Origin of the sequence: Lactococcus sp. LG606 (genome assembly GCF_017309645.1) — a bacterium.
Lineage (GTDB): Bacteria > Bacillota > Bacilli > Lactobacillales > Streptococcaceae > Lactococcus > Lactococcus petauri.
Genome location: NZ_CP071301.1, coordinates 1692692 through 1715957, shown reverse-complemented (window position 1 = coordinate 1715957; position 23266 = coordinate 1692692). Strand labels below are relative to the sequence as shown.

Annotated in this window: 18 protein-coding genes, 6 tRNA genes and 2 rRNA genes; 23 read left to right on the top strand and 3 right to left on the bottom strand. The window is 40.6% G+C overall.

Annotation, left to right across the window (positions count from 1 at the left end; translation table 11 throughout):
• Positions 1-162: 162 nt before the first annotated feature.
• The 8 genes from J0J35_RS08485 to J0J35_RS08450 all read left to right on the top strand — a co-directional run bounded on the left by J0J35_RS08485 (position 163) and on the right by J0J35_RS08450 (position 3813).
• A 23S ribosomal RNA gene (locus J0J35_RS08485) occupies positions 163-3061 on the top strand.
• 84 nt (positions 3062-3145) lie between these two features.
• Positions 3146-3261 (top strand): 5S ribosomal RNA (gene rrf / locus J0J35_RS08480).
• A gap of 4 nt (positions 3262-3265) precedes the next feature.
• Positions 3266-3338, top strand: a tRNA-Val gene (locus J0J35_RS08475).
• 39 nt (positions 3339-3377) lie between these two features.
• A tRNA-Tyr gene (locus J0J35_RS08470) sits at positions 3378-3458 on the top strand.
• Between the two features lie 7 nt (positions 3459-3465).
• Positions 3466-3536: transfer RNA gene (locus J0J35_RS08465), tRNA-Trp, on the top strand.
• 11 nt (positions 3537-3547) lie between these two features.
• Positions 3548-3620, top strand: a tRNA-His gene (locus J0J35_RS08460).
• A 7-nt stretch (positions 3621-3627) separates the two neighbouring features.
• Positions 3628-3699, top strand: a tRNA-Gln gene (locus J0J35_RS08455).
• A gap of 30 nt (positions 3700-3729) precedes the next feature.
• Positions 3730-3813, top strand: a tRNA-Leu gene (locus J0J35_RS08450).
• A 92-nt stretch (positions 3814-3905) separates the two neighbouring features.
• On the opposite strand, the gene J0J35_RS08445 is transcribed toward J0J35_RS08450, so the two are convergent.
• Positions 3906-6512: a cation-translocating P-type ATPase gene (locus J0J35_RS08445; protein WP_206916634.1), complete on the bottom strand. Its 2607-nt coding sequence runs from the start codon at positions 6510-6512 to the stop codon at positions 3906-3908.
• A gap of 128 nt (positions 6513-6640) precedes the next feature.
• On the opposite strand from J0J35_RS08445, the gene J0J35_RS08440 reads away from it, so the two are divergent.
• From J0J35_RS08440 to J0J35_RS08415, 6 genes are all read left to right on the top strand, one after another.
• Positions 6641-7117 carry a DUF536 domain-containing protein gene (locus J0J35_RS08440; RefSeq protein WP_165717222.1) on the top strand — a complete coding sequence of 159 codons (477 nt, stop codon included), beginning with the start codon at positions 6641-6643 and terminating at the stop codon, positions 7115-7117.
• 217 nt (positions 7118-7334) lie between these two features.
• A complete protein-coding gene (gene gap / locus J0J35_RS08435) occupies positions 7335-8345 on the top strand; it encodes a type I glyceraldehyde-3-phosphate dehydrogenase (RefSeq protein ID WP_003133076.1) in 1011 nt (336 codons plus the stop codon).
• 141 nt (positions 8346-8486) lie between these two features.
• Positions 8487-9440, top strand: coding sequence for a DUF6287 domain-containing protein (locus J0J35_RS08430; RefSeq protein WP_206916633.1), 954 nt, complete (start codon positions 8487-8489; stop codon positions 9438-9440).
• A 48-nt stretch (positions 9441-9488) separates the two neighbouring features.
• Positions 9489-9830 carry a zinc ribbon domain-containing protein YjdM gene (locus J0J35_RS08425; protein ID WP_206916632.1) on the top strand — a complete coding sequence of 114 codons (342 nt, stop codon included), beginning with the start codon at positions 9489-9491 and terminating at the stop codon, positions 9828-9830.
• Positions 9831-9918: 88 nt separating this feature from the next.
• The gene (gene recG / locus J0J35_RS08420) at positions 9919-11925 is read left to right on the top strand and encodes an ATP-dependent DNA helicase RecG (RefSeq protein WP_165720145.1); all 2007 of its coding nucleotides are present in this window, start codon (positions 9919-9921) and stop codon (positions 11923-11925) included.
• Between the two features lie 34 nt (positions 11926-11959).
• Entirely contained in the window at positions 11960-12214 is a 255-nt protein-coding gene (locus tag J0J35_RS08415) for a hypothetical protein (protein ID WP_019335734.1), read from the top strand.
• A gap of 40 nt (positions 12215-12254) precedes the next feature.
• Here J0J35_RS08415 and mnmE read toward each other — a convergent pair whose 3' ends face one another.
• The gene (gene mnmE, locus J0J35_RS08410; protein ID WP_206916631.1) at positions 12255-13619 is read right to left on the bottom strand and encodes a tRNA uridine-5-carboxymethylaminomethyl(34) synthesis GTPase MnmE; all 1365 of its coding nucleotides are present in this window, start codon (positions 13617-13619) and stop codon (positions 12255-12257) included.
• 130 nt (positions 13620-13749) lie between these two features.
• Here mnmE and J0J35_RS08405 point away from each other — a divergent pair, with 130 nt between their 5' ends.
• The 4 genes from J0J35_RS08405 to rpiA all read left to right on the top strand — a co-directional run bounded on the left by J0J35_RS08405 (position 13750) and on the right by rpiA (position 17008).
• The gene (locus J0J35_RS08405) at positions 13750-14460 is read left to right on the top strand and encodes a pseudouridine synthase (protein ID WP_165707032.1); all 711 of its coding nucleotides are present in this window, start codon (positions 13750-13752) and stop codon (positions 14458-14460) included.
• A 2-nt stretch (positions 14461-14462) separates the two neighbouring features.
• Complete coding sequence (locus tag J0J35_RS08400) at positions 14463-15179, top strand: ABC transporter ATP-binding protein (protein WP_206916630.1); 717 nt, start codon at positions 14463-14465, stop codon at positions 15177-15179.
• Positions 15169-16260 (top strand): ABC transporter permease, encoded by a 1092-nt coding sequence (locus J0J35_RS08395; RefSeq protein WP_198495156.1) that lies wholly within the window; start codon positions 15169-15171, stop codon positions 16258-16260. Before J0J35_RS08400 ends, J0J35_RS08395 begins: the two co-directional genes overlap by 11 nt.
• A gap of 76 nt (positions 16261-16336) precedes the next feature.
• On the top strand, positions 16337-17008 hold the full coding sequence (rpiA, locus tag J0J35_RS08390; protein ID WP_019291473.1) for a ribose-5-phosphate isomerase RpiA: 672 nt from the start codon (positions 16337-16339) through the stop codon (positions 17006-17008).
• Between the two features lie 24 nt (positions 17009-17032).
• On the opposite strand, the gene J0J35_RS08385 is transcribed toward rpiA, so the two are convergent.
• Entirely contained in the window at positions 17033-17485 is a 453-nt protein-coding gene (locus J0J35_RS08385; RefSeq protein WP_019291474.1) for an NUDIX domain-containing protein, read from the bottom strand.
• Between the two features lie 119 nt (positions 17486-17604).
• Here J0J35_RS08385 and mreC point away from each other — a divergent pair, with 119 nt between their 5' ends.
• The 5 genes from mreC (at position 17605) to dnaJ (ending at position 23235) form a co-directional block, all read left to right on the top strand.
• Positions 17605-18462, top strand: a complete 858-nt coding sequence (gene mreC / locus J0J35_RS08380) for a rod shape-determining protein MreC (protein ID WP_019291475.1) — start codon at positions 17605-17607, stop codon at positions 18460-18462.
• Between the two features lie 2 nt (positions 18463-18464).
• Positions 18465-18971 (top strand): rod shape-determining protein MreD, encoded by a 507-nt coding sequence (mreD, locus tag J0J35_RS08375; protein ID WP_019291476.1) that lies wholly within the window; start codon positions 18465-18467, stop codon positions 18969-18971.
• 141 nt (positions 18972-19112) lie between these two features.
• The gene (locus J0J35_RS08370) at positions 19113-20483 is read left to right on the top strand and encodes a CHAP domain-containing protein (RefSeq protein WP_019291477.1); all 1371 of its coding nucleotides are present in this window, start codon (positions 19113-19115) and stop codon (positions 20481-20483) included.
• A gap of 180 nt (positions 20484-20663) precedes the next feature.
• Positions 20664-21893, top strand: coding sequence for a CHAP domain-containing protein (locus J0J35_RS08365; RefSeq protein WP_173817237.1), 1230 nt, complete (start codon positions 20664-20666; stop codon positions 21891-21893).
• Positions 21894-22104: 211 nt separating this feature from the next.
• The gene (gene dnaJ, locus J0J35_RS08360) at positions 22105-23235 is read left to right on the top strand and encodes a molecular chaperone DnaJ (RefSeq protein ID WP_029343495.1); all 1131 of its coding nucleotides are present in this window, start codon (positions 22105-22107) and stop codon (positions 23233-23235) included.
• The last annotated feature ends 31 nt before the right edge of the window (positions 23236-23266 follow it).

Genomic DNA, 23266 nt, shown 5'->3' with positions numbered 1-23266 from the left:
ATACGGAAGTATCTTGTCAACGAAGACGTTAAAATAGGAATTGATCATTGAAAACTAAATAACAATATCTTATAACGATAAATAAACCGAGAAATGGTAAAACATTTCTGTAAAGCTGCGAATTATTTTAAATAGTTCGAAAAAACTTATACTTGTTTTAATGGCAAAGTTAATAAGGGCGCACGGTGGATGCCTTGGCATTAAGAGCCGAAGAAGGACGTGACTAACGACGATATTCTAGGGGGAGCAGTAAGTACGCATTGATCCCTAGGTCTCCGAATGGGGAAACCCACTATGTTATGCATAGTATCCGTAAGTGAATACATAGCTTACGAGAAGGTAACGCAGAGAACTGAAACATCTAAGTACCTGCAGGAAGAGAAAGTAAAAACGATTTCCTAAGTAGCGGCGAGCGAACGGGAAACAGGCCAAACCAAGAAGCTTGCTTCTTGGGGTTGTAGGACTGCAACGTGGACTTAAAGTCTATAGAAGAATTACCTGGGAAGGTAAGCCAAAGAGAGTAATAGCCTCGTATTTGAAATAGACTTTATACCTAGCAGTATCCTGAGTAGGGCTGGACACGCGAAATCCAGTTTGAATCCGGGAGGACCATCTCCCAAGCCTAAATACTCCTTAATGACCGATAGTGAACCAGTACCGTGAGGGAAAGGTGAAAAGAACCCCGGGAGGGGAGTGAAATAGCACCTGAAACCGTGTGCCTACAAGAAGTTCGAGCCCGTCAATGGGTGAGAGCGTGCCTTTTGTAGAATGAACCGGCGAGTTACGTTATGATGCGAGGTTAAGCTGAAGAGGCGGAGCCGTAGCGAAAGCGAGTCTGAATAGGGCGCTTTAGTATCATGATGTAGACCCGAAACCTAGTGACCTATCCATGAGCAGGTTGAAGGTGCGGTAAGACGCACTGGAGGACCGAACCAGGACACGTTGAAAAGTGTTTGGATGACTTGTGGATAGCGGAGAAATTCCAAACGAACTGGGAGATAGCTGGTTCTCTCCGAAATAGCTTTAGGGCTAGCGTCGCAATTTAAGTGTATTGGAGGTAGAGCACTGTTTGGATGAGGGGCCCATCTCGGGTTACCAATTTCAGATAAACTCCGAATGCTAATACACATGTGCGGCAGTCAGACTGCGAGTGCTAAGATCCGTAGTCGAAAGGGAAACAGCCCAGACCACCAGCTAAGGTCCCAAAATATATGTTAAGTGGAAAAGGATGTGGGGTTGCACAGACAACTAGGATGTTAGCTCAGAAGCAGCTATCATTCAAAGAGTGCGTAATAGCTCACTAGTCGAGTGACCCTGCGCCGAAAATGTACCGGGGCTAAACATATTACCGAAGCTGTGGATTTAATATTAATTAAATGGTAGGAGAGCGTTGTAATCAGCGATGAAGGTATACCGTGAGGGGTGCTGGAGCGATTACAAGTGAGAATGCCGGTATGAGTAGCGCAAGATAAGTGAGAATCTTATCCACCGTAAGACTAAGGTTTCCAGGGGAAGGCTCGTCCGCCCTGGGTTAGTCGGGACCTAAGGCGAGGCCGAAAGGCGTAGTCGATGGACAACAGGTTGATATTCCTGTACTAGTATTGTTAGTGATGGAGGGACGCAGTAGGCTAAAGGGAGCCAGTTAATGGATTCTGGTCTAAGCAGTGAGGTGTGGAATGTGTCAAATGCATTTTCCTTTAACATTGAGCTGTGATGGGGAAGCAACTACGGTTGCGAAGCCCTTGATGTCACACTGCCAAGAAAATCTTCTAGCGTTAATTCAATACTACCCGTACCGCAAACCGACACAGGTAGTCGAGGCGAGTAGCCTCAGGTGATCGAGAGAACTCTCGTTAAGGAACTCGGCAAAATGACCCCGTAACTTCGGGAGAAGGGGTGCTGTAGAAATACAGCCGCAGTGAAAAGATCCAAGCAACTGTTTATCAAAAACACAGCTCTCTGCTAAACCGCAAGGTGATGTATAGGGGGTGACGCCTGCCCGGTGCTGGAAGGTTAAGAGGAGGGGTTAGCTTAGGCGAAGCTCTGAATTGAAGCCCCAGTAAACGGCGGCCGTAACTATAACGGTCCTAAGGTAGCGAAATTCCTTGTCGGGTAAGTTCCGACCCGCACGAAAGGCGTAATGATTTGGATACTGTCTCAACGAGAGACTCGGTGAAATTTTAGTACCTGTGAAGATGCAGGTTACCCGCGACAGGACGGAAAGACCCCATGGAGCTTTACTGCAGATTGATATTGAGTACCTGTGAAGCATGTACAGGATAGGTAGGAGACTTTGACCTTGGGACGCTAGTTTCAAGTGAGTCGCTGTTGGGATACTACCCTTGCTTCATGGTTGCTCTAACCCACACGCATAATCGGCGTGGGAGACAGTGTCTGTCGGGCAGTTTGACTGGGGCGGTCGCCTCCTAAAGAGTAACGGAGGCGCCCAAAGGTTCCCTCAACATGGTTGGAAATCATGTGTAGAGTGTAAAGGTATAAGGGAGCTTGACTGCGAGAGCTACAACTCGAGCAGGTAGGAAACTAGGGCTTAGTGATCCGGTGGTACCGCATGGAAGGGCCATCGCTCAACGGATAAAAGCTACCCTGGGGATAACAGGCTTATCTCCCCCAAGAGTTCACATCGACGGGGAGGTTTGGCACCTCGATGTCGGCTCGTCGCATCCTGGGGCTGTAGTCGGTCCCAAGGGTTGGGCTGTTCGCCCATTAAAGCGGCACGCGAGCTGGGTTCAGAACGTCGTGAGACAGTTCGGTCCCTATCCGTCGCGGGCGTAGGAAATTTGAGAGGATCTGCCCTTAGTACGAGAGGACCGGGGTGGACTTACCGCTGGTGTACCAGTTGTTCCGCCAGGAGCACCGCTGGGTAGCTATGTAGGGAAGGGATAAGCGCTGAAAGCATCTAAGTGCGAAGCCCACCTCAAGATGAGATTTCCCATTCTTTATGAATTAAGAGCCCTGAGAGATGATCAGGTTGATAGGCTGGAAGTGGAAGTCCTGCGAGGGATGGAGCGGACCAGTACTAATAGCTCGAGGACTTTACCAAGTAATAGAACATATGAGTTCAGCTTTACTTATTTATCAAGAGATTGTTATTTAGTTTTGAGTGTTCAATACATTCAGACCATGATTTGGTATTCATTGCATAGGAGATACACCTGTTCCCATGTCGAACACAGAAGTTAAGTCCTATTACGCCGGAAGTAGTTGGGGGTTGCCCCCTGCGAGATAGGGTAAATGCCAAGTGATTGGGAGTTTAGCTCAGCTGGGAGAGCATCTGCCTTACAAGCAGAGGGTCAGCGGTTCGATCCCGTTAACTCCCATTGAATATGTTATAATATATTCAATGACAATTAAATATCGGAAGGGTAGCGAAGAGGCTAAACGCGGCGGACTGTAAATCCGCTCCTTCGGGTTCGGGGGTTCGAATCCCTCCCCTTCCATAGTTTTACGGGCATAGTATAAAGGTAGTACAAAGGTCTCCAAAACCTTTGGTGTGGGTTCAATTCCTGCTGCCCGTGTTTGTATTATGGCGGATGTGGTGAAGTGGTTAACACACCAGCTTGTGGCGCTGGCACTCGCGGGTTCGATTCCCGTCATCCGCCCTTTTAATGGGGTATAGCCAAGCGGTAAGGCAAGGGACTTTGACTCCCTCATGCGTTGGTTCGAATCCAGCTACCCCAGTTCAAATATTTTATTTGAGAAAAGTCTGTTGCCGAAGTGGCGGAATAGGCAGACGCGCCAGACTCAAAATCTGGTTCCTTCACGGGAGTGCCGGTTCGACCCCGGCCTTCGGCATAAAATAAAAGATCTAAGTATTCTTAGGTCTTTTTTGTTTTTATCTAAATGTAAAAACCACTTTCATAACAAGTAAAAGTGGTGTAATATGTTTAGGAAAGAAAAGTTTTGTTGAGTTTTTTGATAATGAACTTTTCAATTTCTATCACGATGAAAATCACGAGAGAGAGGAGTATAGCGATAAGCCAGTGTGTTGTTGTGAGAGGCACTACATCAATGAATGTTCGTAAGGGTGTAAGTGTGAAGACAAAGGTTATGATTAAGGATATAATGGTTGTCCAGAAAATTGTTTTATTTGAATATAAACCATCTTTAAATATAGAATCGTTACTCCGAGCATTAAAGATATGGTAGGTTGAAGCGAGGGCAAGAACGAGAAATGTCATCGATTGTCCGACTTGCATACTTGGAGTAGTTCCCGCTATCTCTACAAATCTACCAATATAGAATCCGATAAGTGAAATAATGATAAAGGTTGTGGAGGATGTGAGAATACGTTGTGAAACACCTCTAGAGAAGAGACTTTCGTTTACATCGATTGGTGGTTTTTTCATAATATACTTATCAGAGGTTTCTCGATTTAAGCCAAACCCAGGAATACCATCTGCGAGAACATTAATATAGAGAAGCTGCATACCTGTAAGTGGCAGACCCCAACCAATAATAGCTCCAAATAGCATAATAAGGATTTCGGCAACATTGGCAGAAAGAAGATAATAAATTGTTCTTTTAATATTAATGTAAACACGGCGGCCTTCAGCAATTGCACTAACAATAGTTGCAAAGTTATCGTCGGCTAAGATGATGTCAGAGGCATTTTTGGCCACTACTGTTCCGGCGATTCCCATTGCGGTTCCGACATCTGCTGCTCGTAGAGAGGGAGCATCATTGACACCGTCACCGGTCATGGCAACTATATGTTTTTTATCTTGCCATGCTTTCACAATCCGGAGCTTGTCTTCAGGCGAGACACGTGCATAGACTGAAATTTTTTCAATCTTTTCCTTGAGCTCCTCATCCGTCATGTTTGCCAAGGTAATTCCGTCTACGACCAAGTCTCCTTCACGATAAATATCAAGTTCCTGTGCGATTGCTTTAGCAGTTAAGGCATGATCCCCTGTAATCATTACAGGAATAATTCCAGCAGTACGGGCTTCGGCTACAGCATGTTTACTTTCGGGTCTTGGAGGATCAATCATTCCAATTATTCCTAAGAATGTTTGGTCTTCTTCCAAGCTTTGATGGTTTTCTGGAATCTCTTCAATTACTTTGTAGGAAAGAGCGAGGACACGCAAGGCATTTTCTGCAAAGGTGTCGTGAATATTATGTGCTTTGCTAAAGTGATTAGGGACAAGCCGATCAAAGGCTCCTTTTGTAATAACCAGGTAGCCCCCGCTTTCGTTAGATACAACAACCGTCATTTTTTTTCTGGTCGAATCAAAAGGAAGTTCTAAGAGACGCGGGGGATTTTTATCAGGATGATAAGAGTTATGTGCGATAAGGAAGTTGATGATGGCTGTTTCTGTCGGATCGCCGTGTGTGACCCATTTCCCCTCATCTTTTACGGCTGTTGCATTAGATACTAAACCAAACTTGTAAATTAAATCTTTTTCCTTATCAGAGAGTTGGTCCTTATGCCAAATCTCTTCTCCTTGTACCCAGAGTCTTTGAATAGTCATCTGGTTTTGAGTAAGTGTTCCTGTTTTATCGGAAGCAATGACCGAAGCATTTCCCAGGGTTTCAACTGCAGGAATGTTACGAATAATGGCTTTTTTATAAGCCATATTTTCTACACCATAAACGAGTGATAAGGTCACGATGACAGGAAGAGTTTCCGGCACGGCAGCAATACCAAGAATAACAGCCGTCATCATATTTTCACTGAAGGGAATGCCACCGTGCAATAAGGTGACAATAAAGATGATTGCCCCTGCACCAAAAGCAATTGCAGCAAGGCGTTTTGCCAGAGAATCAATACGTTTTTGTAAAGGTGTTTTCCCTTTAACCTGGTCTTCTAAAAGTTGGGCAATTTGTCCCATCTGACTTTTCATTCCTGTAGCTACAACAATGCCCTTAGCTGTACCATTAAGCACATTTGTTCCCGAGAAAACCATGTTCACTTGGTCTCCCAAAGGCACATCTTCGAGGATCTCACGTGAAGCATCTTTTTCTATTGGTTCAGACTCCCCTGTTAGGGAGGATTCATCGACTTGTAAGCTATTTGCTGAAAGGAGACGAACATCAGCACCAACCTGTTCTCCAGCGCTTAATTGAAGCAAATCACCGACAACCAATTGCTCAGAAGGAATTGTGCTGAGCTTCCCTTCACGTATAACCGTAGAATTTGGAGCCGATAATTTCTTGAGGGCGGATAAGGCGGTTTCGGCACGTTCCTCTTGCATGTGGGCAACGATGACATTGATGACCACGATTAACAGAATAACGATTGGTTTGGTGAAGTTTCCAGTATCCATCGATAGGTAAAAAGCAGGAACTGAGACAATGATTAAAACAAGATTCATTACCTCAAGTAGGTGTTTCAAAAGCTTTTGAAAAATACTTTTTTCTTTGGCTTCTTGAAAAACATTGCTCCCGTATTTGGCTCGGTGAGCAGTAACTTGTTTTTTATTTAAACCCTCTGAAGTACTTGTTTTATAGTACTCTTTAATCTTTTTTATATTACTTTTCTTATAATTCATAAATCCTCTATTCTACTTTTGTCATATTTATAAAATGTTTTATAATAGAATTATAATATTTTTATCATTTATTACAAAACGATTTAGCATTCAGAAAAAGCTGTATAAATAGCTAAAAATGTGGTATTATGGTAGATATGGAAACGAAAACAGTAAGTGAACTTGCAGAACTTTTTGGTGTGACTCGCCAAGCGATGAATAAACGCATCAAGCAGCTAGACGAGCAATATGTAGAGAAAAATGAAAAAAATGTTACTGTAATTAACGAAGGCGGTATTCATGAACTTGAACGCCTTTATGGCAAAGTTGTGACAGCGCAGGCGGAAGTTGTTGATGGTAAAGATGAAACACAAGAACTTTCAACATCGCCAACGGACACAGCTGTTTTTGAGTTGGTTTCAAACCTTATGAAAGACAAGAATGCAGAAATTGACCGTCTAAATCAGCAATTGATGGCCAAAGATGCACAAATTGCAGAAAAAGATAAGCAAATCAACCGTCAACAAGAACTGATGGAAAAATCTTTGAGTGATAATAATCAGTTTTTACTTGAAATGAAGGCTGAATCAGAAAAAGGCTTCTTTGCCAAACTTTTCGGAAAATAATAACAGTGGCAAAACTGTTATTTTTTTATTAGAAATATAAGGAAGTAGACAAATGTAAACGTTTTCCTCTTCGTTCCCACGGTTGTGCCTATTTTCCGGCTTTTATGTTTGCAAAATCTCAAAAAAGTGTTAAAATGTAAGAGTAAGTTAAATGATTAACTTAGTGATAGAGAATTTCTCTATAAACAAAATTTTAAACCTATAAGGAGACTTACTCATGGTAGTTAAAGTTGGTATTAACGGTTTCGGACGTATCGGTCGTCTTGCTTTCCGTCGTATTCAAAACGTTGAAGGTGTTGAAGTAGTAGCAATCAACGACCTTACAGATCCAGCAATGCTTGCTCACTTGTTGAAATATGACACAACTCAAGGTCGTTTCGACGGTGAAGTTGAAGTTAAAGATGGTGGTTTCGAAGTTAACGGTAAATTTGTAAAAGTTACTGCAGAAGCTAACCCAGCTAACATCAACTGGGCTGAAGATGGTGCAGAAATCGTTCTTGAAGCAACTGGTTTCTTCGCAACTAAAGAAAAAGCTGAACAACACTTGCATGCTAACGGTGCTAAAAAAGTTGTTATCACAGCACCTGGTGGAAACGATGTTAAAACTATCGTTTTCAACACTAACCACGAAATCTTGACTGGTGAAGAAACAGTTATCTCTGGTGCATCATGTACTACTAACTGTCTCGCACCAATGGCTGATGCTTTGAACAAAAACTTCGGTCTTAAAGTTGGTACAATGACAACTATCCACGGTTACACTGGTGACCAAATGACTCTTGATGGCCCACACCGTGGTGGTGACTTCCGTCGTGCACGTGCTGCAGCTGAAAACATCGTACCTAACTCAACAGGTGCTGCTAAAGCTATCGGTCTTGTATTGCCAGAATTGAATGGTAAACTTCAAGGTCACGCACAACGTGTACCAGTTCCAACTGGTTCATTGACAGAACTTGTATCAGTTCTTGATAAAGAAGTTACTGTTGAAGAAGTTAATGCAGCTATGAAAGCAGCATCTAACGAATCTTACGGTTACAACGAAGATGAAATCGTTTCATCTGATATCGTAGGTATCTCTAACTCTTCACTCTTTGACGCTACTCAAACTGAAGTTACTACAGCTGACGGCGTTCAATTGGTTAAAACAGTTGCTTGGTACGATAACGAAATGTCTTACACATCTAACCTCGTTCGTACACTTGAATACTTCGCTAAAATCGCTAAATAATTCTGTTATTTAACGTTAGAAACAGAGAAGCTTAGCTCCTCTGTTTTTTTGTTGTCTTTATTTTTTTAGAGCGTCTTTGAGATTTTTTTCATAATATAGTACACTATAGGGAGTAGTGATTGAGAAAGCAGGAATTGGATTATGGATAAAAATTCGAAAAAGCGAAGAGTTATTTTTGGAAGTATCCTTACGGGTCTTTTACTTGTTGGCATAGCTATATTCCTGATTGTTGTTGTCTATTCAACACCTAAAAAAGATACCTCGCGGGCTTTAAATCATCATAAAACTTCAGAAAGTTCAATGATGAAGATGAGTTCAACTCAAGGGAGTAAATCAGATCCGATACAGACAGCTTTAACGGAATGGAAGGGTTTAGCTCTTAACCAACAAATTGCTTTATTGGCTCAGTCCTATGCTAAATTAAATCCTCAGTCCACAATTTTATCATCGGACCATATGGCAATGACAGGGGATATTGATGATGGTACAATAGAGTGGTATGATTCAAACAAAATTATCCATAAGGTTAATGTGAAAATTAACCAAACGATGATTAAATATAACTACATCAATGCTGAAACATGGGAAACAGAAGAGCAAGTAACAAAGATAGATACGGTTCTTGCAGATTATTTTGAAACCCCCACAGCTAAACAAGTTACTGAAGAAATAGCTGCCAGGCTAATCGATTCTGCCAGATTGACAAGCTTAAATGCTGAGATGAATTTAGAACAAATTGCTCAAGGAGATTATTCAAGTGTGCAAGGCACTTGGAAAAATTTGGCAGGCAGCACACTAACTTTTGAAACTAATCAGTGTTACATAGTGGAGGGTGAACAGAAAACCAGACTTATTCTGACTACTCTATCAGCAGATAATCCGCAAAATCAAGGATTCCTTATGGTAAATAGCAATCCTGAAGGCTCTCCTGCTGGAGCGGGACTCTCCTTTATTCCAACAGGTTATGATTGGGCGGATACAGACAAAGCGAAACCTCGTATTTGGTTGTCCAACACTTTTGGTCCTAGTGCGCAAAGCCTTCCAGAGAGACAAAAATTAGCAGTACAAAAAGCAATTTACTATAAAGTAGATTAAACACATAATAAACACTACCAACAATTAAAACCAAAGAATGGAGAAATAATGGAAACACCTAAATGCCCAACTTGTTCAAGTGAATATACTTATGAACTCTCAGATACGACATTTGGATGCTCAGAATGCGGCAACGAATTTACACAAGCAGATTTAGAAGCAGATAAATTTGTTGTGCTTGACAGTGTCGGACAACCTTTAGCTGATGGGGATGCTGTAATTATCATACAAGATCTTCCAGTAAAGGGAATGCCAAAGCTCATTAAAAAAGGTACAAAAGTTAAAAACATACGTATCAATGAATTTGGGAAAAATGAACACTATATTGATTCAAAAATTGATGGTTTTGGGGCCATTGGATTGAAGGGATCTGTTGTCAAGAAAGCATAAGCAATAGAAAAATGACCTTCTGGTCGTTTTTTTTTTTTTGAGTATAAAGGAGAAGGTAGTAAAACAGCTTTTCTGCTATAATGAACTTATGAAACTAACAGACAGTATACAATACCTGAAAGGTGTCGGACCTAAATCTTTTGAAAATTATCAAAAGCTTGGCATTTCCACAATACAGGATTTATTGCTTTATTTTCCTTTCCGTTATGAAGATTTTGCTGGACGCTCCATTTTTGAGTTAGTAGATGGAGAAAAAGCAACGGTGATTGGTGAAGTGGTAACACCCGCTAATGTCCAGTATTATGGATTTAAACGCAACAGACTTACTTTTAAACTCAAACAAGGGGAAGCTGTAGTTGCTGTGAGCTTTTTTAATCAGCCCTATTTAGCGGATAAGATTGAGGTTGGAAAAGAGGTTGCGGTTTATGGCAAATGGGAACAAAAAAAGCAGCAACTGCTGGGCATGAAAATATTAACACAAGCAGAAGATGGCTTTTCCCCCGTGTATCATCTTACCGCAGGGATGAAGCAATCCAGCTTGGTGAAAACAATTCAAATGGCTTTTGAGAGTGGGCTTTTATCGGAATTAAACGAGAATCTGCCAGACTATTTATTGAAAAAGTACCGATTGATGCCCCGGCAGGAAGCGGTACGTGCCATGCATTTTCCAGATGATATGGAGATGCACAAGCAAGCTTTAAGGCGCGTGAAGTTTGAAGAACTCTTTTACTTTCAACTGAAGTTGCAGGCTTTGAAACATAAAGAGAAAGCACAACGCTTTGGACGAAGGGTTATTTTTGACCAGCGGTTGATGGAAGAAAAAATTAAAAATCTTCCTTTTGAACTGACAGGAGCCCAACAAAAATCCTTAGACGAAATTTTAGCAGATATGTCTTCAGCTTACCATATGAACCGTCTTTTACAAGGTGATGTCGGTTCAGGTAAAACAGTTGTTGCTAGTTTAGCAATGTATGCAGCAGTTTTATCTGGACTTCAAGCTGCTATAATGGTTCCGACTGAAATTTTAGCGCGACAACATTTTGCTAACTTACAAAATCTTTTTCCTGAACTAAAAATTAGTCTTCTTGTTTCGGGATTAAAAGTTGCGGAGCGAAGAGCGATACTAGAAAGTTTAGCAAATGGTCAGACGCAAATGGTTGTGGGAACGCACGCTTTAATTCAGGAAGGGGTTGATTTTTATGATTTGGGGCTGGTCATTACCGATGAACAACATCGCTTTGGGGTTAACCAACGGAAAGTCTTACGCGAAAAGGGTCAAAATCCTGATGTACTTATGATGACTGCAACACCAATTCCTCGGACCTTGGCGATTACAGCTTTTGGTGATATGGATGTCTCCATTATCGACGAATTACCTAAAGGGCGGCAACCGATTACGACCAGATGGGTAAAACACGAGCAACTTCCAGAGGTCTTGAAATGGATAAAAGAAGAACTGGAGCAGCAGGCACAAGTCTATTTTATTTCACCACTTATTGAAGAATCAGAAGCTTTAGATTTAAAGAATGCTGTAGCTCTTTATGAAGAACTAAACCAATACTTTGGCGAAGAAACAGGCATAGGTTTACTGCACGGGAAAATGAAAAATGAAGAAAAAGACCAGATCATGCAGACCTTTAAAGCAGGGGATTTGTCGGTTCTGGTTTCCACAACGGTTATTGAAGTTGGTGTGGATGTGCCAAATGCAACGATTATGGTGATTATGGATGCGGATCGTTTTGGTCTCTCTCAGTTGCATCAGTTAAGGGGCCGTGTAGGACGGGGGAGTAAGAAGTCCTATACGATTCTCGTTGCCAATCCCAAGACAGAATCAGGTAAAAACCGGATGAAGATAATGTGTCAAACGCAGAATGGTTTCCGTTTAGCTGAAGAAGACCTGAAGATGCGCGGCTCCGGAGAAATATTTGGCGTACGTCAATCAGGGTTACCAGAATTTCTAGCAGCTGATATAGTGAATGACTACAATATTTTAGAAGTGGCACGTCAAGAAGCGCAGGAAATTTTTAAAACACCTGACCGTCCAGAATATCAGATGATGCTTGCAGACTTGGATGTTGACGGTGGTTTTGATTAACGTTTCAATTATGAATTCAAGAAAGGATGATAAAATGGGACTTCTCTTAGCATTTCTAGGTGGTGGACTCTCTTTGCTAAACTTTTCTGCCGAATGGCGGTTTCTTTCCTTGCAGCTTATTTTCACTCTCCTTTCCTTAAGCAGTATGTTTGCCTATAAAGGAAAGCGCACAAGAAGATCCTATGAAGGAGATGGCACAAGTATCTTCACCTTTGGCTTTGCCTTGTGTTTCCTTTCATTTATCGGATCAGCATCGATTCTTCTGGCCTTATTCATGGGCTGGCAGTGAATAAAAAAACATAAGTAGAATATCTCCTACTTATGTTTTTTTATTTTCCTAAGCAGAACTGACTGAAAAGCTGAGTAATCAGTTCATCCGGTGCAGCTTCTCCAGTTATTTCACCAAGCAATTGCCAACAACGTGTGATATCTACTTGGATGAGGTCCACAGGAAGTCCCATTGCCAAACCTCTATTTGCTTCCTTCAAAGCATCTAAAGCTTGTTCGACTAGGCCGATATGACGTGCATTGGAAAGAGTCGTTGCATCTTTTGCTTCAATTTCCCCAGAGAAAAATAGCGCGCGTATTTGTTTTTCGACGGCATCAAGATTTTCATTTTTTAAGGCAGAAATTCTGATAAAGTATTTAGGGAGTTTTTCGAGCTCAATTTTTTCTGGTAGATCGGTCTTATTTAGCAAGACGATACGGTTTGTCGAAGAAGAAAGTTCCAACAATTCCAGATCTTTGGGAGTTAAAGGTGATGAAGCATCAAGCACAAGTAAGACCAAGTAGGCTTCTTCTAAGGCTTTTTGACTACGCTCAACACCGATCTTTTCGACGATATCCTCAGTTTCTCGTATACCAGCAGTATCAATTAACTCAAGGGGCACACCACCAATATTGGCAAACTCTGTGATAACATCACGTGTTGTTCCGGCTATGTCGGTAACAATGGCTTTTTCCTCACGTAAAAGTTGATTGAGCAAACTTGATTTACCAACATTTGGCCGGCCAATAATTGCTGTTCTCAAACCTTCACGCAGAATCTTACCGCGTTTAGCTGTGGCAAGAAGTGTTTCCAGAAGTTGTTCAAAATGGGCTGTTTTTTCCAGAAGCATTTGACTTGTCATCGTTTCAACGTCATCATATTCGGGATAATCAATATTGACTTCCACTTGCGCGAGCGATTCTAAAATTTCTTGACGAATGTTGTTAATCAAGTTAGAGAGGCTTCCATCGAGCTGTTTTACAGCAATATTGGCTGCCTGATCTGTTTTAGCACGAATCAAATCCATTACGGATTCGGCTTGCGCCAAGTCAATACGTCCATTTAAAAATGCACGTTTAGTAAATTCACCTGGTTCAGCGAGACGAGCGCCAGAGCGCAGCAGGAGTTGCAAAATTTCTTGGGTGACAGCAATTCCGCCGTGTGTGTTAATTTCCACAAGATCTTCACGCGTAAAGGTTTTTGGAGCTTTCATTACAGAGAGCATAACTTCATCAACGAGACGGTCCTCGTCAAAGATATGACCATAGTTGATGGTGTGTGAAGCAACTTTATCGAGATCTTTCCCTTGAAAGACCTTTTTAGCGATTGAGACAGCATCGCTACCAGACAATCGGACGATAGCAATTGCTCCTTCACCTAAAGGTGTGGAGATGGCTGCTATAGTATCAAATTCTTTTGTTATCATATTTTTATCCTAATTACTAATTTCAGTATGCCTTATTATATAACAAGTCGTCATAAAAATAAAGATTCGTCAACTCTTTCTTAAAGGTTTATCTTATCCATATTAAGCAAAATTCTAGTAAAATAAGAGTATGAGATTGGATAAATATTTGGCGGAAGCCGGGCTGGGATCACGTAAAGAAGTTAAGGTGATTCTCAAGACAGGAAAAGTGACAGTGAATGATCAGAAAGTGAAAGACGGCAAACTACATGTTGAGCCAGATAAAGATTCTATAAATTATGATGGGCAACCCATAGGTTATCAAGAATTTTATTATTACCTCCTTAATAAACCCGCTGGTGTTGTTTCGGCAACGAAGGATAATAAGGACAAAACAGTTGTCGAATTATTACAGGGAAAAGATTTTCGCGAAGATCTTTTCCCTGTAGGGCGCTTAGATAAAGATACAGAAGGCCTTCTGTTGCTAACAAATGATGGGCCACTGAGCCATAATCTTCTGAGCCCTAAAAAACATGTAGAAAAAGAATACTTTGCTCAAATCCAAGGCCAGGTTACACAAGAGACTGTTCGAGAATTTGCAGCAGGTTTGACCTTGAAATCTGGAGAAAACGTCAAACCAGGTCAACTTTTTATTGAGAAATCAGAGGAGAATAAAAGTGAAATCCGCCTGATTATTCATGAAGGTAAATTTCATCAGGTCAAACGAATGTTTGAAGCTGTAGGGATGAAGGTAACTTATCTCAAACGGTTACGTATGGGAAGTTTAAGATTGGATCCGGAATTAACTAAGGGAGCATACCGTCCGCTCACAGAAGAGGAAATTTTAAAACTCAAGGAGTAGCTATGGAAGAAATAGTTTCTGTAAAAAATCTAAGTGTCCAATTTGAAAAAGAAGAGATTTTAAAAAAACTATCTTTAAGTCTCTTTGCAGTAGAAATTGTTGGACTCATCGGTCCTTCAGGTTCGGGAAAGTCAACTTTTATGAATGCATTACTCGGGATTGTTGCTCCTAATAGTGGAGAAATCAAACTACTTGATATCTCGATTCCTAACCGCAAAGTGTTGTGCAAAATTGGCTATATGGCACAGTCGGATGCCTTGTTTACAGAACTTACAGGGAAACAAAATATGGAATTTTTTGGAGCCTTGCAAGGAAAAATAAGTGAAGAGGAGCTGCTCAAAGCTGCTCAAACCGTTGGGTTAACATCAGCTTTGTCCAAGGCTGTTTCGAAATATTCTGGCGGAATGAAGCGTCGCTTATCTTTAGCAATTGCTCTCCAGACGGGTGCTCCTCTCTTATGCCTAGATGAGCCCACAGTTGGTATTGATCCAGAACTTCGACAGGAAATATGGACAGAGCTTAAGCGACAAGCAGAGATGGGCAAAGCTATTCTATTGACGACACACGTAATGGAAGAGGCAGAGCGGTGTGATCGAGTTGTTTTATTAAGAGACGGGCACTTTGTGGCCCAAGGTAGTCCTGAAGCCCTTAAATCCCAGTTTCATGTTACTACTGTGGAAGAGGCCTTTATTCAAGCAGGTGATTATGATGAGAATTAAAGCGATTTTTAAACGTATACTGCTACAAAGGTTGAGAGATAAACGAAGCTTGGCTTTACTTTTCTTTGCTCCCCTTGGCATTATCAGTCTTTTATATTTTCTTCTTCAAGTTCCTTCGGATATAAAATATCGTGTAGGTCTACAAGAAAACCAACCTGTTTTAGCACAAGTTCTCAAGCAGAACGAAAAACTAAAAGTGATTGAAATAGGAGAAACGTTAAACACTCGAGAAACAGTAAATACTCACAATTTAGATGCTCTGATACAGCTGGTAGGAAATGAAATAGAAGTAACTTATGCAAATAGAGATACGTCAAAAACACAGGCACTTACTCAGATGATTGGACAAATTGCTCAAAAGATCCCAGCGAGTATGCGAGAAAACCAAGCAAAAAGTTCTGCAGAAAAAGTGCCGCAAGACTCGTTAGAAACACTAGCTCTGAATATAAAAAGTCATTATCTTTATGGTGACAGTTCCCTGAGTATGTTTGATAATCTAGCGCCACTGCTGGTAAGTTTCTTCGTTTTCTTCTTTGTCTTTTTAATATCAGGCATTTCACTTGTTAATGAACGAAGCAGTGGTACACTTATGCGAATGCTGGTTACACCTGTAAGACGTACTGAAATTGTGGCAGGTTATACTTTAGCCTACGGTTTCCTCGCACTACTTCAAACAAGCTTAATTGTACTTTGGACACGTTATGTTTTACAAATGCAGATTTTGGGGAACTTTATATTAGTCTTGTTGATTAATTTATTGATTGCTCTGATTGCGCTGTTGATTGGACTTTTGTTGTCTGCCCTTGCGAAAACTGAATTTCAATTTATTCAGTTTGTTCCGATAGCTGTCGTACCACAATTCCTTTTTTCAGGTATTATTAATGTCGACACAATGGCAGCGCCCTTACGCTGGATTGCACATCTTATGCCTCTGTATTATGGCGTTGATGCACTTCAAAAAGTAGTGAAACAAGGCGAAGGTTTCTCTCAAATTGGAAACAACCTGTTTATTTTAGGAATGCTTGCTCTTGTATTTTATGTAGCTAATGTAGTGGCTTTGAAAGGTTTAAGAAAAACTTAGATATTCAAATAAAAAGCGAGTTATTTTCGCTTTTTTGTTATAATGATTGAGAAGAGTATTTGAAGGGATTTTACAAATGGAAAATTTAAAAAAACAAGTAGGTATAAAAGCAGCTGAGTACGTGAAGTCTGGTATGATTGTTGGATTGGGAACAGGTTCAACGGCAGCTTTCTTTGTGGAAGAATTGGGGCGCCGTGTTAAAGAAGAAGGTTTAGATATTGTTGGAGTAACGACGTCAAATGTAACCAGTCAGCAAGCTGCAAGTCTTAATATCCCTTTAAAATCAATTGATGAAGTGGATTATGTTGATTTGACAGTAGACGGTGCAGATGAAATTGATACTGACCTTAATGGTATTAAAGGTGGTGGTGCGGCCTTGCTGATGGAAAAAATCGTTGCAACATATTCTAAAGATTATATTTGGATTGTTGATGAAAGTAAACTTTCAGAAAATCTTGGCAGTTTTAAAGTTCCTGTCGAAGTTATCCCTTACGGATCAGAGCAGTTGTTCCGAAAATTTGCAGCGGCTGGTTATGCACCAACATGGCGGATGAATGCCCAAGACAAGCTCATCACTGATATGCAACATTATATTATTGATTTGCATATTGAGAAGATTACTGAGCCAGAAAAGCTGGCTGAAGAGCTTGATTTAACAGTGGGAGTTGTCGAACATGGTTTGTTTAATAACATGGTCAAAAAAGTTATTGTTGCAGGACAAGGCGGAGTTAAACTTATAGAAAAATAAAAAGAAGGAGTGTGCTCCTTCTTTTTATTTGTTCTTAAGCCATTGTTCTACGCCCCACTTATGAGAACCGCGCTTGAGTTTAACCAAAGCAGTCGGAACGTCAAACCAGAAAATTTTATTGAAATCCTCAAGAGGAGCCTGATCAAAATGAACTTCCAAAGTCTCGTAGATATAAGCAGGATTGCAAAAATATTTATCCCGATGTGAGCTATAAAAATATTCGTCGGCCTGTCCGAAATAACGTCCTAAAGTCGCAGTCGCACCTAACTCTTCCAGAAGTTCTCTTTCTAAGGCGCGAGCATGGTTTTCATCTGCTTCAATTTCTCCACCAGGGAGAAAAAAGGCTCCGTTTGGTGCTTGCACAAGACAGATTTGGCTCTTGTTTTCACGTGAAACAATACCATACACTCCATAGCGGTATTGGTAATCAACTCCGGCAATTTTTTCACCGAAGACTGGAATTTCTTGTTGTGTCATATTTACGGACCTCCGATACAATTTTATAGAAGAAAATTTAATTATATTCTATCAAAAAGTTGACAATTTTGATAAAATAAAGAGGCTAAACAAAGCTCTTGCGAAGGGAAATATGAACAGTGAAAAAATTCAATCTTAGTAAAATGATTATTATCGCCTTAATTATTGTTATTTCAGCATTTACAGCAATCTTCATCTCGGCTGATAATTTTAAAAATAATAAAAATCCATCAACGATGACACAAATTATTAATGATGGTACAGGAACCATAGACAGAATCATTGGTGCACCGATCCGCTTTGTTCAAGACAAAGCCAATCAAGTGGGCAATCTTTTTGATACATACAAGCAAAATCAGTCCCTAAAAACGCAGGTGGCAGACTTAAGTAGTTCAAAAAATAACCAAGAAAGTCTAGAAGTTGAAAATAAAGAATTAAAAGAAGCATTGAAGCTTCAAGAAACATTAACAGACTATAAGAGTATTTCTGCAAATGTGATTACCCGTAATCCGGCCAGTTGGGCAGATACGCTCGTAATTGATAGCGGCAGTAAACAAGGCATCAAAAACCGTCAACTCGTCATGGCTAATGGGGGTGTTATTGGGCGTGTAAGTCAGGTAAACGAAAATTCCTCTAAAGTTTCCTTGTTGAGCTCCGATAAAGGTATTGACGCTAAAATCCCCGTTCGCCTTGGTAGCCCGAGTGATCCAGTAAATGGACTTCTTGCGAGTTATGATGATGATCAGAATGCTTATGTTGTCACTTCTTTAGTAGGGGAAGGTAATATCGAAAAGGGAAGCCAAGTTGTTACTAGCGGTCTTGGAGGTGATTCGCCGCGTGGTCTCTTGCTTGGAACCGTAATTGATGTTAAAGAGACAGATCAAGGCTTGAACCGTAAAGTATATGTGAAACCTGCCAGCAATTTGTATGATATCCGGTTTGTCTTTGTGATTCAAGGCATGATTGGAGGCAACTAAATATGAGTCGTTTTAGCTTCCAGTTTTTTAGTCCCTTATTTCTTTTTTTCCTACTCTTGCTTGATGGGCAGCTGACGCATTTCTTTACGGCTTTGTCTGGTGGAAGTATTATGCCTGTAAGCCACTTGTTGCTCATTTTTATGGTATATACTGTGACACAGCACCGTCATAGCTATGTTCTTATCGTAGGTGTTCTTTTGGGAATTATCTATGACAGCTACTTTTTGGGAATTTTTGGTATTGCAAGTTTGATTTTACCTCTTATTGCTCTTTTCGTTTATCAAATCCAAACGGTTGTCTTTACCAATCGTTGGACACGTTTATTTACAGTGATTATCATTGTTTTTGCTTTTCAAGTTTTAAGTACGCTTATTGTTAACTTAGTCGGTGTTGTCAATGTCAATTTTGTCTCATTTATCGTTAGGCAACTTGCACCAACGTTAGCCCTAAATATTGCCTTTGCAATACTGCTGCAATGGCCTTTAGAAAAGATGTATCGCCTTCGGTGAACATCTTTTTGTAATCAAAGGGTAAAAAAAGTATTCTTAAAGAAATTAAATTGACTTGATTAAGTTATAAAAGAGTGTTATACTTGGGACTATCTTGGCGTTATATTTATAAATTATAGAAAACGGGAAGAAAAGAAAACTATGAAAAAGAAACTTATCACAGCATTGATGTTGTCGACAGTCATTTTATCTTCGGGTGCAAGCCTTGGAGCGGTAAAAGCGGACAGCACAGACGATCAAATCGCAAAGCAAGATGCAGCAATCAGCGCTGCTAAAAGTTCTTCTGCTGAAGCGCAAGCAAAAGTAGATGCGATTCAATCACAAGTAAATAGCTTACAATCTAAAAAAACTTCAACAGCAAATGAAGTAAATAAATTGATGAAGGAGCAAAAAGAACAATCAGCAGAGATTGCTCGTTTGCACAAAGACATCAAAGAACGTAACACAGCTCTTGAAGCACAAGCACGTAGCGCTCAAACAAGCGGTTCAGCGACAGACTATATGTCTACTATCTTGGATTCAAAATCTTTGACTGATGCAATTCAAAAAATGACAGCGATGGCAACCGTTTCTGGTGCTAACAAAGCCATGCTTGAAAAGCAACAAGAAGATGAAAAAGCTATTCAAGCTAAGTTGAAAGATAATGAAGCAAAATACGCTAAAGCTACAAAACTTCAACAAGAGTTAGAAACACAAAGTAACGAGTTGGCAAGCCAAGAAGCCGCCCTCAAAGTTGCTCAGTTAAATTATCAAACAACAATTGCTAACTCTGAGAGTAAAAAACAAAGTTTGATTGATCAAAAAGCAGCTGCAGTAGCTGCCCAAGAAGCTGCAGCTAAAAAAGCTGCAGAAGTGGAAGCTCAACAAGCTAAAGCTGAACAAGCTGCTCAAGCTGCTCAAAAAGCACAAACAGAACAAGCTGCAGCATCTAAGAGCGAAAATAAATCAGATGCAAGTACAGTAAATACAGAAACAGTACCTGTTGTTACAGCACCTGTTGAGACTACTCCAGCGGCTTCTGCACCAGCAGCATCAACGCCAGCTGTAGAAGAAAGCAAACCAGCATCAAACAATAACACAACAACTACGAATACTGGTTCAAACTCAACTACAACTACTGATACTGGTTCAAATAATACTAACAATAATAATGTATCTGGTGGTTCAGGTTCATCAAGTACTCCAGGAACAAGCTTGAGCAATCCTTACCCTTGGGGACAATGTACTTGGGGTGTTTGGGAATACTTCGGTGGAAGTATTCCTACTTACGCTGGTAACGCCGGTGACTGGGTAGTTTACGCAAATAGTGGACCAGCAGTTGGTACAATTGCGGTATTCCCTCCAGGTAACCAAGGCGCAGGTGGCGTAGGTCACGTTGCTGTGGTCACAGCTGTAAATGGTGATAAACTTACTGTCTCAGAAACAAACTTCTCAGGTCCTAATGGTGGAGGCCTCGGTATCCGCACAACTCGTGAAGTTTCAGCTGCAGGTGTAAGTTTCATCCGCCCATAAGAAATAACTCAAAACAAGTAATGAAATATTGCTTGTTTTTTTGTGCATTGATAAAAAACAGAAACCGACAGAAACAAACTTAAACGTAACTGTAATTGATTTGTTACAAAACAGGTGAAGGCACATGATACAATATACTATATTCACCGAACTAACCTAGGGAGGCAAATTTAAAATTTTATGAAGAAAAAACTTATTACAGCATTGATGCTCTCGACAGTCGTGCTTACGGCTGGCGCACCTTTTGCTGCCGTAAAGGCTGATTCAACAGATTCAAAAATTGCACAACAAGATTCAAAAATCGCTAATGCAAAGAATGAAGCTGCTAAAGCGCAATCACAAGTTGATTCAATTCAATCACAAGTAAGCACTTTAAAATCAAAGCAAACATCAATGACTAAAAAAGTTAATGAGTTGATGGCTCAACAAAAGGAACAATCACAACAGATTCAAAAGTTGAGTGAGAGTATCAAGGAGCGCAATACTGCCCTTGAAGCTCAAGCACGTAGTGCACAAACTGATGGTTCAGCAACAAACTATATGTCTGCTGTACTAGACTCAAAATCTTTAACAGATGCGATTCAAAAAATGACAGCAATGGCAACTGTTGCTGGCGCTAACAAGTCAATGATTGAGCAACAACAAGCTGACCAAAAAGCTATTCAAACGAAGTTAGCTGATAACCAAAAGAAATATGCTGAAGCAACAAAACTTCAACAAGAGTTAGACGCACAAGCTAATGAGTTGGCGACACAAGAAGCTGCTCTCAAAGTTGCTCAGTTAGACTACCAAGCTACAGTAACTACTGCAGAAGGCAAAAAACAAGATTTATTGAGCCAAAAAGCAGCAGCAGAAAAAGCAGCTCAAAAAGCAGCAGCAGCAGAAAAAGCAGCAGCAGCGAAGTCTGTAGTAGCTCAACAAGAAAAAGCTGTAGCTGCAGCACCTGCAGCTTCTAATCCAGCTCCAGCTGCTAATAATACTGCTGACAATAGCAATTCGTCTACACCATCTACTGGAAATAATACAGGTGGCAATGGTAATTCTTCTAAACCAACGCCAACACCAGATCCAACTCCGATACCAACACCAGATCCAGACCCAGGACACAGTGGTACTAACCCTTATCCAGCTGGTCAATGTACTGCATTTGTTTGGGACTACTTTGGTGGTAACATGCCAACATACATGGGAAATGCTGGTGACTGGGTGGCTTATGCAAACAGTGGACCTGCAGCAGGTACAATTGCTGTATTCCCTCCAGGTAATCAAGGCGCAGGCGGCGTAGGACACGTTGCAGTTGTTCTTTCTGTATCTGGTTCAAAAATGACAGTTATTGAAGGAAACTTCAACGGCGGTTGGGGAACAACACGTGAATGTTCAACAGCTGGTGTAAGTTTCATTCGACCATAATTAAATAAAATTTAAATACAAACTACGGTTTGTATTTTTTATCTCTAGGATTTAGCACTCTTTATATAAGAGTGCTAATTTTTTTGCCAAAAGTCATAAAAAATGCTAAAATAGATTATGGTAGAAGTGAATATAGTCTACTTTTAGAGAGTAAGTGGTTGAAAAACCAAGTAAATCTCTAAAAATTCCATGTCAAGAAGGTTTAAATCATATGAATAACACAGAATTTTACGAACGCCTAGGTGTGGATAAAAATGCCAGCCAAGACGAAATTAAAAAAGCTTATCGAAAGATGTCTAAAAAGTATCACCCAGATATTAATAAAGACCCGGGTGCAGAAGACAAGTACAAAGAGGTTCAAGAAGCTTATGAAACTTTAAGTGATGAACAAAAACGTGCCAGCTACGATCAATATGGTGCTGCAGGTGCTAATGGTGGTTTTGGCGGAGGTCAAGGTGGTTTCTCTGGCTTTGACGGTTTCCAAAGTGCAGGCGGCTTTGGCGGTTTTGAGGATATTTTCTCAAGCTTCTTTGGTGGAGGCGGTGGCCAAGCTGATCCAAATGCACCACGTCAAGGAGATGACCTACAATATCGTATCAATTTGACATTTGAAGAAGCTATTTTTGGTGTTGAGAAAGAAATCAAATACCATCGCGAAGAGCTTTGTCACACTTGTGCAGGTTCAGGTGCCAAACCAGGTACTCATGCTGAAACATGTCATAAATGTCATGGACGAGGACAAACACAAGTTATTCGCGACACTCCATTAGGGCGTATGTCAACAAATGTCGTCTGTGATGTTTGTCATGGTACAGGTAAGGAAATCAAATCTCCTTGTCCAACATGTCACGGTACAGGTCACGAAAAATTGGCACACACAGTTAAGGTAAAAGTACCGGCTGGTGTGGAATCAGGTCAACAAATGCGCCTCCAAGGTCAAGGTGATGCTGGGACAAATGGTGGCCCTTACGGTGATCTCTATGTCCGTTTCCAAGTTGCTGCAAGTGATAAGTTTGAACGTGATGGTAGCGAAATTTATTACAAGATGCCATTGAACTTTGTTCAGGCAGCCTTAGGGGATGAGATTGAAGTTCCAACTGTTCACGGTAATGTGAAGTTGAAGATTCCTGCTGGTACGCAAACAGGTACTAATTTCCGACTTAAAGGTAAAGGTGCACCTAAATTACGTGGTAGTGGTCAAGGTGATCAACACGTTGTGATTAATATTGTAACACCAGAAAAATTGAATGATGCTCAACGTGATGCTTTGCGTGAGTTTGCAAAAGCTAGCGGACAAAATGTATCAGAACAGAAAAAAGGATTTTTCGATAAATTTAAATAAAAAAGCTGTCGTTAGACAGTTTTTTTGTTTA